The sequence below is a fragment of the Kribbella sp. NPDC104740 genome, assembly GCF_055583505.1.
The window spans coordinates 158681-173536 of the sequence record NZ_JBVJNV010000010.1; the positions used below are offsets into that span (position 1 = coordinate 158681).

Consider the following 14856-nt stretch of genomic DNA (forward strand, 5'->3'; position numbering starts at 1 on the left):
AGAACAAAATCATCCGAAACCGACACTCAGTGTTACCGTGATCACTATGCGTCAATGGCAGCGGGTTGTCGCAATTCTCGTCGTCGCAACGCTCGTCTTCGTGCTCGAAGGCTGGCTGGCCAGTGCACAGGTGGCCGCACCGCCGTTCTTCGGCAAGTGCAGCTACGACCGGACCGGCGCCCCGGCGCCAGTGCGGCCGCCGTACTCGCTGGCCCCGACGATGGGCGTGGTGAAGGCGACCGTGACCACCACCGCGGGCGCGGTCGAGCTGCGGCTGGACCGGGACAACGCGCCCTGCGCGGTCCACAGCTTCGGGCACCTCGCGCTCGGCGGCTTCTACACCGGCGCTCCCTGCGGGCGGCTCACGCCGCTGCTGCTGGAGTGCGGACCGGCCGAAGCCGGCTTCCGGTACCCGGCGGAGCTGACCGGCAAGGAGAAGTACCCGCGCGGCACGGTCGCGATGGTGCCGGACGGCGCCGGGCAGAACGGGCCGCGATTCTTCTTCGTGCACCACGACGCGCCGCTGCCGCCGGTCTTCACCGTCGTCGGCCGGGTGGTGGCCGGGATGGACGTGATCGACCGCGTCGCGGCGACCGGCTGCGGGCCGGGCGAGGAGCCGAAGACCCCGGTGTCGATCACCGGGGTCACCATCGGCTGAGCCTCAGAAGCTGGGCTTCACAGGCTGAACTTCACAAGACGGGCAGCAGCTTGTTCAGCTCGAACGGCGTGACCTGCTTGCGGTAGTCCTGCCACTCGACCCGCTTGTTGCGCAGGAAGAAGTCGAAGACGTGCTCGCCGAGCGTCTCGGCGACCAGTTCGCTGTCCTCCATCGCGTGGATCGCCTCGGCCAGGCTGTTCGGCAGCGGCTTGATCCCGAGCGCGCGGCGCTCCCGGTCGGTCAGCGACCAGATGTCGTCCTCGACCTCGCGGGGCAGCTCGTAGCCCTCCTCGATGCCCTTCAGCCCGGCCGCGAGCATCAGCGCGAAGGCCAGGTACGGGTTCGCGGCGGAGTCGAGCGAGCGGAACTCGACCCGGCTGGACTGGCCCTTCTGCGGCTTGTACATCGGCACCCGGACCAGCGCGCTGCGGTTGTTGTGCCCCCAGGAGATGAACGACGGCGCCTCGTCACCGACCGCGAGCCGCTTGTACGAGTTCACCCACTGGTTGGTGACCGCGGTGATCTCGGCCGCGTGCTGCAGCAGCCCGGCGATGAAGGCCCGCCCGGTCTTGGACAGCCCGTACTGCGCACCGCCCTCGAAGAACGCGTTCCGGTCGCCCTCGAACAGCGACATGTGGGTGTGCATGCCCGAGCCCGGCTGGTCGCTGAGCGGTTTGGGCATGAACGAGGCGTAGATGCCCTGGCTGAGCGCGACCTCCTTGACCACGACCCGGAAGGTCATGATGTTGTCCGCGGTGGACAGCGCGTCGGCGTACCGCAGGTCGATCTCCTGCTGGCCCGGCCCGCCCTCGTGGTGGCTGAACTCGACCGAGATGCCCATCGACTCCAGCATCGTGATCGCCTCGCGGCGGAAGTCGTTGCCGATCCCCTGCGGGGTGTGGTCGAAGTAACCGGAGGAGTCGACCGGTTCGGGGTAGGTGCCCGGGGCGCCGGTCAGCGACTTGAACAGGTAGAACTCGATCTCGGGGTGGGTGTAGAAGGTGAAGCCGAGGTCGGCCGCCTTCGACAGGGTCCGCTTCAGCACGTGCCGCGGGTCGGCGAACGAGGCCGAGCCGTCCGGCATGTTGATGTCGCAGAACATCCGGGCGGTGCCCATCGTCTCGCCCCGCCAGGGCAGGATCTGGAACGTCGATGGGTCCGGCTTGGCCAGCATGTCGGCCTCGGTGACCCGGGCGAACCCCTCGATCGCCGACCCGTCGAACCCGATCCCCTCGGCGAACGCGCCCTCCAGCTCGGCCGGGGCCACCGCCACCGACTTCAGGAAGCCGAGCACGTCGGTGAACCAGAGCCGGACGAACCGTACGTCGCGCTCCTCGAGCGCGCGCAGCACGAACTCCTGCTGCTTGTCCATCGGCGGTTCCACCTCTCCTCGAGCGCGTCTGTTCCGGAGCCTCACACAGTGTGCCCCGGCTCTGTTAAGCAGACGTTACGTGCCGCTCGCGACATCGCGCGGCATTGGGCCTAAGGTTGCGCCGGTGCAGACGATTTTCCACACCGCGCTGGCCGTCGCCGCGCTGCTCTGCATCAGCGACCTGCTGCTCAGCACCGGGCGCTTCGTCCGGTCGCTGCAGCGCCGCCGGCCCGCCGAGCTCGACGTGCTGGGCCGCCGCTGGCTGCCGATCCCGGAGCTGGGCTACGGCATGTTCGCGTTCTGCTGCCCGGGCCTGGTCACCCTCGGCCTGACCCACGACGACGACTTCCTGCCGACCAAGCAGATCCTGCTCGCCGCCCTGGTCTTCGGGTACGCCGGTGCCGTGCTCTCCCGCGTCGTCCGTACGCCGGGCCCGGGCGGCCGCCGCTTCCGGCTACGCGCCGGGCTGCTGCTGGGCCTGCCGGCTCTCTTCGGGCTCGTCTTCGGGCTCTCCGGCGTCGCCACCTGACCTGCGCCGCTGGAACCAGGGCACGATCCGCTCCATCGGCGCGAAGGCCAGCCAGCAGACCACGGTCGGCAGGAAGTGGATCAGCAGGATCGCCGTGTTCGCGACGTGGAAGCCGATGAAGAACAGCGCGCCGAACAGCTGCCAGCGCCCCTTCAGCCACAGCACCAGCGGCGACAGGAACTCGCCGATGATCCCGACCCACTGCATCACGTGCAGCAGCCACGGGTGGTGCAGCAGCCACTCCCCGACCGGGTGCGGCCGGCGCACGATCGCCCAGGTCAGGATCGCGCTGCCCGGCCAGGTCAGCACCCAGCCGGCGCTGCGCAGCTTCGCGACCGCCGACAGGAAGTACGTCGCGATCACGCTGATCTGCACGCACCGGACCGCCCAGCCGGCCGCCTCGGAGGTGGTCTGGTCGGCGTACACCGAGCCGGTCCGGTTCTTGTTCGGCGCGACCGTCGGGAGCACCCAGAGCGCGACCACCAGCGCCAGGTGGTCGTGGTCGACCTTCCCGTCGCTCATCCCGATCAGCACCCACCAGGTGAACGCCGGAGCGACCACCCAGCCGGCCAGCCGCGGCAGCCGGTTGGAGGCGCCGAGCAGGCAGAACACGATCAGTACGACGTACAGGGTGGTCGTGTTGGCGACCGAGGGCTTCGGGAGGTCGAACAGGCGGGCCAGGAACAGCGGCTGGTAGAGGCCGGGGTGCTCGCCCTTGAGCCGGGTGTCGCGGACGAACGCATGCATGTCGAGGATGACGAACAGGTAGAGGATCGTCCGCAGCCAGGCGATCCGCGCCAGGGCGATCGTCGGGGTGAACCAGTTCGCGGCCTTGGTCAGCATCAGCGCACCTGCCAGGTCGCGAGCGTCTCGGCCTTCGGCGGCCCGTCGACGCGGCCCTCGACCAGCTGCGTGGTGTCGCGGATCAGCTCCAGCTTCACGTACTTCGGCTGGTCCGGGTGCTTGCGCGCCCACCCGTCAGCGACCTGCTGCAGCAGCGAGGGGTCCTTCACGATCTCGCCGGTCCGAGCCTCGATCTCGGCCCGCGCGACGCCGGCGCCCTCGATGTTCAGCGGTACGTCGACCGACGTCCCCGCGTCGGTCTGGGCCTGGATCCGGGTGAACGTGATCGAGGCGTCGTCCGGCACGGTCATCGCGTACTGCGACATCGGCCCGAACGGCCAGGCGTCGTCCGACATCCGCACCGACCCGTTCACCAGCAGCACGACGCCGACCACCGCGACCACGACCCGCACCGTCTTCCCCACCCGGCCGAGCCGCAGCCCTCCATCACCCGTTGTCACGCTGGTCATTACACACCACGCCCGGTTCGGCCATCGAACTGAGAAGATCTCGGGTATGGCGACGATTCAGGAAGTGGCGGAGGCGTTCTCGCGGCACCGCTTCTCGGAGGTGTACCCGTTCCTGCACCCGGAGGTGACCTGGACGCTGGTCGGGGCGGCGAAGCTGGAGGGCCACGAGCAGGTCGTGCAGGCGTGCGAGACGGCGCTGGCCGGCTTGGCGCGGACGACGACGCAGTTCCTGCGCTTCAAGACGATCGCGAACGCCGACTCGGTCGCGGTCCAGGCGGTGGCCCGGTACGTCGACACCAAGTGGCAGTCGTCGTTCGTGTCGTCGTGCGACCTGTACGAGTTCATGCAGGGTCATCTGACCTCGATCACGTCGTACACGGCAGAAATCGATCCCGACACAATCACCTGACAGCTGGAACCCGCTTCAGGGTGGTGGCATCTACACAGGCATGAACAGCCGACGGTGGTGGGCCCGGGCCCTGGTGGTGGTTGCCGCGTCATGTGCCGCGCTGGTCGCGGCTCCCGCGCCGCAGGTCTTCGCGGCGTCGTCGCCGACCGCGAGCGAGCAGGTCGACGCGTTCACGATCAACTACCGCGTGGACCGCGACGGGACCGTCCAGGTCACCGAGACGATCGTCTACCGCTTCGGCGAGCGGTCGGACCGGCACGGGATCTTCCGCGACCTGATGGTCCGCGAGCCGGCCGGCGACCGCGAGAACCGGCGGTACGACGTCAGCGACGTGAAGGTGAGCAGCCCGACCGGCGCCGACACGACCTTGAAGCAGGAGCACGTGCTGCTCGGCAGCAACCGGACCAAGGCCTTGCGGCTCCGGATCGGGTCGCCGGACAACACGGTCACCGGCGAGACCGCGACGTACGTGATCGACTACCGGCTGCGCGGCGCATTGCGGTCGTTCAGCGATCACGACGAGCTGTACTGGAACGCGACCGGCCGGCACTGGCAGGTGCCGCTGCAGAAGGTCGAGGTCACCGTCGAGGTGCCCGGCGGCGTGCAGCGTGCGGCCTGCTACGCCGGTGGGCTCGGCGCCAAGACCCCGTGCGAGCGGTCGACGATCGCCGACGGGCGGGCGACGTACACGCAGGGCACGCTGACCCTCGGGCAGCAACTGACGATCGTCGCGTCGATCAACCCGGGCGAGGTCAGCAACGCCGCGCCGATCGTCGAGCCCCGGGCGTCGATGACGACGACCGGGCTGCTGCAGACGCTCGGCGGGATCCTCGGGCTGATCGTGCTCGCGACCGGCGGGCTGCTGCTCTTCTTCCGGTGGAGCGGCCGCCGGGCCGGTACGCCGGTGAGCGAGCCGCCCGCGATCAGCGTCGCCGAGGCGCGGTTGCTGACCCGCTCGATCGTCGACGCCGAGGCCACGCAGGCGACGCTGCTGGAGCTGGCGCTGCTCGGCGCGATCCGGATCGAGAACGACGACGAGTCCGACGACAACACCGTCGTCCTGGTCGATGTGGCCGCCGCGACCCGCGACCACCACCTCGCGCTGCTCAAGGGGCTCTTCCCGCTGCTCAACCCCGGAACCAGCGTCCGGCTGCACCGCCGCGCGCGGGAGAACCGCCGGCTGCTCGACGCGCAGACCGCGATGATCCGCGCGCTGCGCGCCGAGGTCGCCACCAAGGACTGGTTCGCGAAGCTCCCGTCGGCCTCGCGCAAACCGCCGGTGCTCGGCCGGAAGCAGCGCTTCGTCCCACTCTTCCTCGGCGTGCTCGGCCTCGCGCTCGGAGCGTTCGTCGCGAGCCGGATCAGCCTCGAGATCTCGGAGCGCCCGGTCGACGGGCTACTGGTGTTCGCGGTGCTCGTGATCGCCGCCGTCGCGCTGTACGTCGTACGCCGGACGGCGTCGCGCGGCCGGCTCGCCCCGGCCGGGCGCGAGCTGGTGCAGGAACTCCGCTCGCTGCGGCGATACCTGACGAAGGTCCGCGCCGACGACCTCACCGACCGGCAGCTCGCCGAGTTGTTGCCCTGGGCCATGGTCCTGGACCGCGGCGACCGCTGGGAGGAGCTGATCGACGGCGGCGACCCGGTCAACGTGTTCAGCGCGGTCGGGATGTTCCGGGTCGGCCGGTTCCGTCGTGGGGTCGCGGCGTTCATGGCCGGAACCGTTGCCAGCGGCGCCGGTACGGCGTACGCCGACACCTGGCGGTACGGCGGCGACGCCGGCAGCAGCGGCTCCGGCTTCAGCGGTGGCGCCGGAGCCGGTGGTGGAGGCGGCGACGGCGGCGGCGGCTCCTGGTGATCAGCCGTCGAGCCGGGTGAGGTGTAGTGCGACCGGGCTGGTCGTGCCGATCCACACCAGCTGGGCGTGTGTGTCGGCGCTCGTCACCGATCGCAGCCCGGGAACGCCTTCGAGGGTGCCCTCGATGGACCGCGGCAGCAGGTGCTCGAGGACCTCGGCGACCTCCGGCCCGTCCTGCCACTCGACGCGCGCCGTGGACGGGTTGGTCTGCCACAGGTCTACCCAGGTCGCGCCGTCCGCGCCGAACAGCCGGGTGCGCAGGACGTCGGAGACCAGTCCGAGCAGCGTCGCCGCGGGGGTCGCGACGAGGTTGAGCAGGTGGCGTTCGTCGTCCGACAGGTCGGGCAGCGTCGGCTGGTCGGCAAGGCTGAGGTTCACGTCGTACTCCGTGCGGGTGGTTCCGGCTGGTCTGCGGATCGTCGGTCACCGCCGCACCGCTGGGCGACGCGACACGCCGGTGCGGTAGGTGATCCTGCGAATCAGCAGCTCGAACGGGCCGCGGTGGCCGGCCCGGCGCATCCGGTCGGCGAGCAGCACCGAGAGCATCCAGGTCGCCGTCGCGAGCAGCGCTGCCGTTGCCACCGTCAACGTGTCCGACAGGTCCAGCAGGTACGGCGTGAAGACGATCGTCCAGACCACCGACTGCATCAGGTAGCAGGTCAGCGATCGTTGCCCGGTCGCGGCGATCGCTTCGATCACCGGACCGCGCCGGATCCGGTGCGCGATCAGCACGATCAGCGCGGCGTACCCGAGACCGCCGATCGTGCCGGTGGCGTCGTGCAGCGGGCCGATCAGCGTGAGGCCGTCCCCGCTGGGCTTGTCGATCACGCGGGCCAGGGTCAGCGCGACCGGCTGCGCGCCGAGCACGGCGATCGCGATGCCGGCGACGGCGGTGGCCCTGAGCAACCGAAGGTGCTCGGCCGGGCGCTCCAGGATCCGCCGGCGGCCGGCCCACAGGCCGATCAGGAACGGCGGCAGGAAGCCGATCGGCCCGAGCAGCGCGATCACCGGGTGCACCAGGATCCGGTGCGCGAACTGCGACCCGAGGTCCGGCGGCAGCATCGCGGCGTCCGGTGCGTCGGAGCTGATCGACAGCGAGGTGTCGCCCGGCAGCGCGGTGAGTGCGAGCACCAGCGCCGCGACGGCGAACAGCCAGCGGTCCTTCCAGCGGATCGCCCAGACGCCGAGGAACAGCAGCACGCCGTACGCCGCGAGGATGTCGCCGACGTACAGCAGCATCGCGTGCAGGAAGCCCAGCACGATCAGCACCGCGCTGCGCCGCCAGAGCAGGAAGCGCGTCGCCCACGCCGTCCCGGTCCGGCGCCGAACGATCTGCGCGACGCCGTACCCGAAGAGCAGGCCGAACATCGGGAACGCCCGCCCGTCGACGAAAGTCGCGATCAGCCAGGTGACGCCGCGGTCGACCGCGGAGCCGTCCTGCGGGAAGCCGCCGAGCACCGAGGGCCCGCGGAGGAAGTAGTGCGAGTTGGCCAGCGCGATGAACAGCAGCATGAAGCCGCGGGCCAGGTCCGGGCCCAGCGCGCGCTCGGCGACAGCGGTCGGTCCTTGCTGGTGGATCGTCATGTTCTCAGTGAATCCGCGGCGCTCGATCCGTTCGTCGGCGAAAAGTATTCAGGGCCGCAACCTTGGTCGCCGGTAAAGACTTGGTCGCGTCGCTTCGGGGCACCGCGCGAAACCAGTAGGGTGCACAGGTGCCTCAGCTCCGGCTTGCTCTCGCCCAGCTCGACGTGACGGTCGGCGACCTCGACGCGAACGCGGACAAGATCGTGTCCTGGACCCGCGGCGCCGTCGAGCGCGGTGCGCACGTCGTCGCGTTCCCCGAGCTCGCGCTGACCGGTTACCCCGTCGAAGACCTGGCCCTGCGTGGCTCGTTCGTCGACGCGTCGCAGTCGAAGGTGAAGACGCTCGCGGCCCGGCTGGCCGACGAAGGTCTCGGCGAGGCTGTGGTCGTCGTCGGGTACCTCGACCGCGCCGCCGGTACGGCGATGGGCCTGGACCGGCTCGGCCGCCCGAAGGGCTCGCCGACCAACGCCGCCGCGGTCATCCACCGCGGCGAGGTCGTCACCAGCGCGGTCAAGCACCACCTGCCGAACTACGGCGTCTTCGACGAGTTCCGGCACTTCGTTCCCGGCAACACGTTGCAGGTGGTGCGGATCCACGGCGTCGACGTCGCGCTGGTGATCTGCGAGGACCTGTGGCAGGACGGCGGCCCGGTCGCCGTCACCCGCGCCGCCGGCGCCGGGCTGCTGCTGGTCGTCAACTCCTCGCCGTACGAGGCGAACAAGGACGACGTCCGCGGCGAGCTGGTCACCCGCCGGGCCCGCGAGGCCGGCTGCGCGCTGGCCTACGTGAACCTGGTCGGCGGCCAGGACGAGCTGGTCTTCGACGGCGACTCGCTGATCGCCGACGCCGAGGGCACCGTGTTCGCCCGGGCCCCGCAGTTCGAGCAGGGCAGCATGATGGTCGACCTCGACCTGCCGGCCGCGTCGGCGATCCCGGTCGCCGAGCACGAGGGCATCGAGATCGTGCACACCGTGCTGCACGAGGAGCCGCTGCCGGCGTACGAGGCGGTGCCGGCGGCGATCGCGCCGCGGCTGTCCGACGAGGCCGAGATGTACGGCGCGATCGTGACCGGGCTGCGCGACTACGTGCGCAAGAACGGGTTCAAGTCGGTGCTGCTCGGGCTCTCGGGCGGGATCGACTCGTCGCTGGTGGCCGCGATCGCCTGCGACGCGATCGGCGCCGAGCACGTCTTCGGCGTCTCCAACCCGAGCATCTACTCCAGCGACCACTCCCGCGACGACGCCGCCGAGCTGGCCGCGCGGACCGGTCTCAACTACCGGGTGATCCCAATCCAGCCGATGGTGCAGCCGTTCCTGGAGACCCTCGGGCTGACCGGACTGGCCGAGGAGAACCTGCAGGCCCGGGTCCGCGCGGTGATCTGGATGGGGCTGTCGAACGCCGACGGCCACCTGGTGCTTGCCTGCGGCAACAAATCCGAGCTGTCGGTCGGGTACTCGACGATCTACGGCGACTCGGTCGGCGGGTTCGCGCCGCTCAAGGACGTGCCGAAGACGGTGGTCTGGCGGCTGGCCAAGTGGCGCAACGCCGACGCCGTCGCGCGGGGCAAGCAGCCGCCGATCCCGGAGAACGCGATCGCCAAGCCGCCGTCGGCCGAGCTGCGGCCCGGGCAGGTCGACACCGACTCGCTGCCGCCGTACGACCTGCTGGACGACATGCTCGACGACTACGTCGAGCAGGACCGCGGGAGCGCCGAGCTGGTCGGGGCCGGGTTCGACCCGGAGCTGGTCAGCAAGGTGGTCCAGCTGGTCGACCGAGCGGAGTACAAGCGAAGGCAGTATCCTCCGGGTCCCAAGATCACCCACAAGGCGTTCGGCCGCGACCGGCGGCTCCCGATCACGAACGCGTGGCGTGAGGACGCTCGAAAGGCTGCCGACAACTGAGTGGATCCTGGCGGAACCGCCCTTCCTCCGACGCCCCCTGGGACAGCCCGTTCGACGAGCTGCCCGGGCGCTCCGGCGTGCCCGGGGACGCTGTGAGCGATCCCTCACCGGCAGCCGGTGGCGCTCACCCTCCGCATCGGTGGGACGATGAGGGCATGGTTGACAACTTCATGTCGGCCGGTACCAACGGCGACGCCGACGACGAGCTGCCGGCGCCGTACGGGACCGGACCGAAGAACCGGACAACCGAGGAGCACCACCGCTCGGACTACAGCTACGCCGACGACGCCGACAGCTGGCGCGACCGCTCGACCCTGGAGGGTCTCGACCCGTCCCCGTCGCTGCCGAACGCGCCACGGACGTACGAGCGCGGGCCGGTGCCCCAGCAGCCGTACGTGCCGAAGCCGCCGTTCCTGCCGGCCGAGGAGCGCGGCTACGGGCAGTACCCCGAGCAGCGCCAGGCTGACGAGCGTCGGCCCGCGCAGTACGAGAACGGCCGCGGCATCCCGCCGGAGGCACCGCGCGAGAACGGGCGTGGTGGTTTCCCGCCACCGGACACTGGTCGTTACGAAGACTCCCCGTTCGCTCCTGGCGCTTACCAGGAGCGGCCGCCGGCCGCGCCTCAGCCGGGACGCCAGCAGAACCCGTTCGCTCCCCAGCAGGGTGAGCCGCCGCGTCCGCCCGCCAACCGGCAGGGACCGCCGCCGCAGCAGGCCACTCCCCCGCAGCAGCAGCAGCGTCCGGCTGGACCGCCGCCGGGCAACGGCTCGAACGGTTTGACCCAGCACAGCAACGGCTCGACCGGCAACGGCTGGAGCGGCAGCGCTCCGACGCCTCCGCCTCCGCCGCCGTCGAACGGGCTCGCCAACAGGCCCAGTACGCCGCCGCCCGCGCCGAGCAACGGCACCGCGAACGGCAACGGCCAGGCACCGCCGCCGCTCGGCTCCAGCAACGGCACCTCGCTGGGCACGAGCAACGGCCTCGGCTCCGGTACCGGTGGCAGCAGCAACGGGCACGGCTCGAACGGCGTGACACTGAGCAACGGCCACACCGGCAACGGATACCCGGCGCAGCAGTCGACCGGCATCCAGCCGGCCGTACAGGCGTCCACTCCCCCGCCGCAGCAGCAGCGCCCGCCGGCCAACCGGCCACCGGCGCCGCCGCAGCCTCCGGCCAACCCGCAGAGCGCCGCGGTGAACGGCTACCCGAGCGACCCGAGCGCGGAGTACGAGAGCAACCACCCGGAGACGCGCGCGGAGGCTCGCCCGGAAGCTCGTCCTGACGGGCGTCCGGAGATGCGGACCGAAGGTCGTCCGGTTGGTGCTCGCCGTCGAGCCGACGTACAGCAGGACGCACCGAGTCAGGTGAAAGCGGAAGCCGCCGTCTCACACCGAGCACGTCGGGCGCAGCCGAATGCCGCACCTGCTCAGACTCCGGCAGCACGTCCTCAGGGCAACGCCGCGCCGAACGACGCAGGGAGCTCCGGCTCCCTGGGCAGCTCCGGCGTCCTCACCAACTCCGGCGCGCTCAGCAACTCCGGTGTGCTCGGCACCACCGCGGACGGCAGCAAGCGCCCGCGCAAGTACCGGATCCACCACCTGCGCGACATGAAGAACCGCGGCGAGAAGTGGGCGATGCTCACGGCGTACGACCAGTACACCGCCGAGATCTTCGACGACGCGGGCATCCCGGTGCTGCTGGTCGGCGACTCGGCCGCGAACAACGTCTACGGCTACGAGTCCACCCTCCGCGTCACCGTCGACGAGCTCATCCCGCTCGCCCGCGCGGTGGCGACGGCGACCCAGCGCGCGCTCGTCGTCGCCGACCTTCCCTTCGGCTCCTACCAAGCCTCCCCCGAGCAGGCGTTCCACACGGCCGTCCGCTTCATGAAGGAAGCCGGCGTCGCCGCGGTCAAGCTCGAAGGCGGCCGCACCGTCGTACCGGCGGTGGAGAAGCTCACCCAGTCGGGCATCCCGGTGATGGCTCACATCGGCTTCACCCCGCAGAGCGAGCACGCCATCGGCGGCTACCGCGTCCAGGGCCGCGGCGAACAAGCCGCCGGCCTGATCGACGACGCCGTCGCCCTCGCCGAAGCCGGCGCCTTCTCGGTAGTCCTCGAGATGGTCCCCGGCGACGTCGCGGCCGAGGTCACCAAGCGCATCCCGATCCCGACCATCGGCATCGGCGCCGGCCGCGACACCGACGCGCAGGTCCTGGTCTGGCAGGACATGGCCGGCCTTCGCTCGGGCCCGATGCCCCGCTTCGTCAAGCAGTACGCCGATCTCCGCGGCATCCTCACCTCAGCAGCGACGACGTACGCCGCCGAGGTCGCCAACGGTTCCTTCCCCGCCGACGAACACACCTTCTAGCTGCGCACCCGGTAGTCCAGCACGACGATGCCGGTGGTCAGCGGCGTGGCGCTGACCAGGTCGACCCGGGTCGTCGGGAGGTCGCGGTAGAGGAGGGCGTCCGGGCCGCCCTGGCCGAGGTCCTAGATCCAGGGCAGCGCTGAGCGTTCGGTCCAGTACTCCGCGGGCGTCTGCACGAACTCGTCGAGCGGCTCGACATCGACGGCGGCCAGGTTGCTCGTGAGCTGCTCGGCTGTGGTCGCGCCGCTCAGCACGACATCCACCCACGGGTTGGCCAGCGCAGCACCGAGAGCCAACGAGTCCGGCGCAACGTGATGCTGAGCGGCGTACGCAGTGAACGGAGTCGTCCCGGCCTTCGCCGTCAGCCGCCCGTTGGCCACCGCCTCCTTCACGACCACGAACCACCCAGCATCCTGCGCCTCCGCAAGCGCGGGCCCGACAGACCGCTCGAGCACGTTCCACGTCGACTGCACCGCCGTGAACGGCCCACCCAGCTTCAACGCCGCGCGCAGCGTCTCCGCCTGATGCGGCCCACTCGTCGACAACCCCACCCGTACGCCGTCAGCCGCGAGCTCACCCAGCCGATCGAGCAGCTTCCGGTCCCCCAGCGCCGGGCTGTCCTTCGTCAGGCTGTGCACCAGGTAGAAGTCCGGCGCCGAACCCAGCGCCTGCAGCGTCTCCGGCCACTGCCGCTCGAACGTCGCGAGCGAGTGCTCCTTGATCTCGTGCTGCTCCGCGTCCGGCCGCCAGTCGGCGACGTACGTGTAGCCCCACTTCGACCCGACCGTCACCTGTGCCCGGCGACCGGCGTCCGCGGCCAGCCACTCGCCGAGGAACACCTCCGCCAGCCCGTACGAGCGCGCGGCGTCGAAGTACCGCACGCCGGCCCGCCAGGCCTGGTCGAGCAGTTCGTGCGTACGCCGCCGCAGGTCCTCGACCGCGCGGCCCGGCGGGAGGTCCTCGTCGTGGCCGAGGTTGATGTAGCCAGGACGTCCCAGGGCCGCCAGCCCCAGCCCGATGCGTGCCGTCATACCGCCGATCGTCTCACCGTCGCCAAACGTTGGTTGCCCCGGCGCCGGGCGGTGGTTGCCGGACCAGGCCGGAACTGTTGCCGACGGCGACGCGCCGTTTCACCGCTCGCAGGACGGAACAGGTCGTCTAGCGTTTTGAGATGTGACAGAACACCGGTTGCCCCCACCAGGCACCGTCGTCCGGCGGACGACGGCCCGCGTCCTGCCCGTCCGCCCGGACGGGAAGGTGCTGCTGCTGCACGGGTGGGACCCGCTGAAGCCCGGTACGCCGTACTGGTTCACGATCGGCGGCGGCGTCGAGGCGGGCGAGACGGTGGTCGAGGCCGGACTGCGGGAGCTGCGCGAGGAGGTCGGCATCTTGTTGCCGTCGGACGCGCTCGGCGAACCGGTCGCGACCAACACGATCGAGTTCGAGTGGGGCGGCTGCCCGATCATCCAGCACCAGACCTTCTTCGCGGTCGGCGTGGACGCGGTCGAGGTGACGTTCGCCAACCAGGAGCAGCTCGAGCTGGAGACGATCAGCGACCACGGCTGGTGGCACCCCGACGAGCTGGAGGCGACCGGTCAGGCCGCGCACGTGACGATCCCGGGGCTGCTGCGGGTCGCCGTCGAGGCGATCACGCTGCGGCAGGCGTCCTGAGGCTCAGCGCTCGCGCGCCTTCTTCAGCACCTTCTTCTTGACCTTCTTGTCGACCACGTAGTGCCGCAGGTCGAGGCGCTCGGCGCAGCCGGCATCGGCCAGCCGCTTGAGGACGACCGGGCACTTCTTGCACCTCGGCTTGTCCTTGCAGCACTTCTTCTTCGCGGTCATCTCGGGCACGTTTGGAGGATAGGTGAGGCTGACCTAACCGTCTAGCTGAGACGGCAATGATCGTGTCGCAGGTCACGCGAGCTGTCCGCTGAGCACCGCGCGCGCCTCGAGGAGTGACGGTCCGTACCAGGTCAGGTGCCGCCCGGAAACGCACTTCGCCGGCCGCGCGAATGCGTCCGGGCCGTCGCCGGGAGAAAAGGCGTAGGGCTCGTCCGGCAGCACCACCACGTCGTACGCCGGTAACGCGCCGACGTCGATCCGCGGATAACGGTCGGGTGATTCCGCAAACACGTTGTCGATCCCGAGCCGCGCCAACAGGTCGCCGGCGAAGGTGTTCCGGCCGAGCGCCATCCACGGTTTTCGCCAGATCGGAATCACCGCGCGCCGGCGTGGTCCGGCGTACGGCGTACTCCACACTTCGCGCGCTTCATCGACCCACGGCGGGACGTCTCCGGTGATCGCCGAGAGCATTCGTTCGAGTGAAGCCAGTGACTCCCCGACCGTCGTCGGTGTGGTCACCCAGACCGCGACGCCGTGCGCGCGCAACGCGTCGAGATCGGCCGCGCGATTCTCTTCGGCGTTCGCGACGACGACGTCGGGGCGCAGCTGCACGATGCGTTCGACGTCGGGATTCTTGGTGCCGCGAACGCGCGTCACGTCGAGGTCGTGCGGATGGCTGCACCAGTCCGTCGCGCCGATCAGCAACCGACGATGCGTGTGTGCGATCGACTCCGTCAACGAGGGCACGATGCTGACCACGGCGCTGATTTCATCGGGTAGTTCGACGGGGTCTTCGAGGTCGTCGTAGAGGGTTCGCACCGCGGCTGATCCGATCGTTCGCAGAGAGGTTGCCGAGGACAACACTGTCGGAAAACACTCCGAAGTGGCTGGTTCGCGCGCGTGTCGCCAACATTTCTTCGGCACCTTCGGGCATGGTCGGGGGTCATCGAAAACCCTTCTGCACAAGGATTTTCGGCATTACCGCCCGAATTGCCGGCGCGGACGCCTTGACCTGTGGGCGATT

General features: G+C 70.3%; 15 protein-coding genes. 7 read left to right on the top strand and 8 right to left on the bottom strand.

Annotated elements, in window-relative coordinates; translation table 11 throughout:
* The first annotated feature begins 46 nt into the window (after positions 1–46).
* A complete protein-coding gene (locus ACZ6Z4_RS36275; RefSeq protein WP_465575928.1) occupies positions 47–658 on the top strand; it encodes a peptidylprolyl isomerase in 612 nt (203 codons plus the stop codon).
* 31 nt (positions 659–689) lie between these two features.
* On the opposite strand, the gene glnA is transcribed toward ACZ6Z4_RS36275, so the two are convergent.
* Positions 690–2030 (bottom strand): type I glutamate--ammonia ligase, encoded by a 1341-nt coding sequence (gene glnA, locus ACZ6Z4_RS36280; RefSeq protein WP_465575932.1) that lies wholly within the window; start codon positions 2028–2030, stop codon positions 690–692.
* A gap of 124 nt (positions 2031–2154) precedes the next feature.
* Here glnA and ACZ6Z4_RS36285 point away from each other — a divergent pair, with 124 nt between their 5' ends.
* Positions 2155–2559 carry a hypothetical protein gene (locus ACZ6Z4_RS36285; RefSeq protein ID WP_363671541.1) on the top strand — a complete coding sequence of 135 codons (405 nt, stop codon included), beginning with the start codon at positions 2155–2157 and terminating at the stop codon, positions 2557–2559.
* Here ACZ6Z4_RS36285 and ACZ6Z4_RS36290 read toward each other — a convergent pair.
* Positions 2485–3402 carry a hypothetical protein gene (locus ACZ6Z4_RS36290; protein ID WP_465575937.1) on the bottom strand — a complete coding sequence of 306 codons (918 nt, stop codon included), beginning with the start codon at positions 3400–3402 and terminating at the stop codon, positions 2485–2487. The two genes, ACZ6Z4_RS36285 and ACZ6Z4_RS36290, sit on opposite strands and share 75 nt — an antisense overlap.
* The gene (locus tag ACZ6Z4_RS36295; protein WP_465575941.1) at positions 3402–3872 is read right to left on the bottom strand and encodes a hypothetical protein; all 471 of its coding nucleotides are present in this window, start codon (positions 3870–3872) and stop codon (positions 3402–3404) included. Before ACZ6Z4_RS36295 ends, ACZ6Z4_RS36290 begins: the two co-directional genes overlap by 1 nt.
* 46 nt (positions 3873–3918) lie before the next feature.
* Here ACZ6Z4_RS36295 and ACZ6Z4_RS36300 point away from each other — a divergent pair, with 46 nt between their 5' ends.
* Positions 3919–4281, top strand: a complete 363-nt coding sequence (locus tag ACZ6Z4_RS36300; RefSeq protein ID WP_465575947.1) for a nuclear transport factor 2 family protein — start codon at positions 3919–3921, stop codon at positions 4279–4281.
* Positions 4282–4321: 40 nt separating this feature from the next.
* Positions 4322–6136, top strand: a complete 1815-nt coding sequence (locus ACZ6Z4_RS36305; protein WP_465575950.1) for a DUF2207 domain-containing protein — start codon at positions 4322–4324, stop codon at positions 6134–6136.
* Here the strand turns inward: ACZ6Z4_RS36305 and ACZ6Z4_RS36310 are convergent, their stop codons facing one another.
* Both ACZ6Z4_RS36310 and ACZ6Z4_RS36315 read right to left on the bottom strand, forming a co-directional pair.
* Entirely contained in the window at positions 6137–6514 is a 378-nt protein-coding gene (locus tag ACZ6Z4_RS36310) for a hypothetical protein (protein ID WP_465575956.1), read from the bottom strand.
* Between the two features lie 45 nt (positions 6515–6559).
* On the bottom strand, positions 6560–7720 hold the full coding sequence (locus tag ACZ6Z4_RS36315) for a DUF418 domain-containing protein (protein WP_465575959.1): 1161 nt from the start codon (positions 7718–7720) through the stop codon (positions 6560–6562).
* A 128-nt stretch (positions 7721–7848) separates the two neighbouring features.
* Here ACZ6Z4_RS36315 and ACZ6Z4_RS36320 point away from each other — a divergent pair, with 128 nt between their 5' ends.
* Positions 7849–9621 carry an NAD+ synthase gene (locus ACZ6Z4_RS36320; RefSeq protein ID WP_465575962.1) on the top strand — a complete coding sequence of 591 codons (1773 nt, stop codon included), beginning with the start codon at positions 7849–7851 and terminating at the stop codon, positions 9619–9621.
* A gap of 155 nt (positions 9622–9776) precedes the next feature.
* Positions 9777–11990 (top strand): 3-methyl-2-oxobutanoate hydroxymethyltransferase, encoded by a 2214-nt coding sequence (gene panB, locus ACZ6Z4_RS36325; protein WP_465575965.1) that lies wholly within the window; start codon positions 9777–9779, stop codon positions 11988–11990.
* A 122-nt stretch (positions 11991–12112) separates the two neighbouring features.
* On the opposite strand, the gene ACZ6Z4_RS36330 is transcribed toward panB, so the two are convergent.
* The gene (locus ACZ6Z4_RS36330) at positions 12113–13021 is read right to left on the bottom strand and encodes an aldo/keto reductase (RefSeq protein WP_465575968.1); all 909 of its coding nucleotides are present in this window, start codon (positions 13019–13021) and stop codon (positions 12113–12115) included.
* 142 nt (positions 13022–13163) lie between these two features.
* On the opposite strand from ACZ6Z4_RS36330, the gene ACZ6Z4_RS36335 reads away from it, so the two are divergent.
* Positions 13164–13661: an NUDIX hydrolase gene (locus ACZ6Z4_RS36335; RefSeq protein ID WP_363671567.1), complete on the top strand. Its 498-nt coding sequence runs from the start codon at positions 13164–13166 to the stop codon at positions 13659–13661.
* Between the two features lie 3 nt (positions 13662–13664).
* Here the strand turns inward: ACZ6Z4_RS36335 and ACZ6Z4_RS36340 are convergent, their stop codons facing one another.
* Entirely contained in the window at positions 13665–13841 is a 177-nt protein-coding gene (locus ACZ6Z4_RS36340; protein WP_344173722.1) for a hypothetical protein, read from the bottom strand.
* Between the two features lie 63 nt (positions 13842–13904).
* The gene (locus tag ACZ6Z4_RS36345; protein WP_465575975.1) at positions 13905–14651 is read right to left on the bottom strand and encodes a helical backbone metal receptor; all 747 of its coding nucleotides are present in this window, start codon (positions 14649–14651) and stop codon (positions 13905–13907) included.
* Positions 14652–14856 lie beyond the last annotated feature (205 nt).

What these genes read in the sequence shown, in the direction of transcription:
- ACZ6Z4_RS36275 (WP_465575928.1), top strand. Translation starts at nt 47, where the DNA reads ATGCGTCAATGGCAGCGGGTTGTCGCAATTCTCGTCGTCGCAACGCTC.
- glnA (WP_465575932.1), bottom strand. Translation starts at nt 2,030, where the DNA reads ATGGACAAGCAGCAGGAGTTCGTGCTGCGCGCGCTCGAGGAGCGCGAC.
- ACZ6Z4_RS36290 (WP_465575937.1), bottom strand. Translation starts at nt 3,402, where the DNA reads ATGCTGACCAAGGCCGCGAACTGGTTCACCCCGACGATCGCCCTGGCG.
- ACZ6Z4_RS36295 (WP_465575941.1), bottom strand. Translation starts at nt 3,872, where the DNA reads ATGACCAGCGTGACAACGGGTGATGGAGGGCTGCGGCTCGGCCGGGTG.
- ACZ6Z4_RS36300 (WP_465575947.1), top strand. Translation starts at nt 3,919, where the DNA reads ATGGCGACGATTCAGGAAGTGGCGGAGGCGTTCTCGCGGCACCGCTTC.
- ACZ6Z4_RS36305 (WP_465575950.1), top strand. Translation starts at nt 4,322, where the DNA reads ATGAACAGCCGACGGTGGTGGGCCCGGGCCCTGGTGGTGGTTGCCGCG.
- ACZ6Z4_RS36315 (WP_465575959.1), bottom strand. Translation starts at nt 7,720, where the DNA reads ATGACGATCCACCAGCAAGGACCGACCGCTGTCGCCGAGCGCGCGCTG.
- panB (WP_465575965.1), top strand. Translation starts at nt 9,777, where the DNA reads ATGGTTGACAACTTCATGTCGGCCGGTACCAACGGCGACGCCGACGAC.
- ACZ6Z4_RS36330 (WP_465575968.1), bottom strand. Translation starts at nt 13,021, where the DNA reads ATGACGGCACGCATCGGGCTGGGGCTGGCGGCCCTGGGACGTCCTGGC.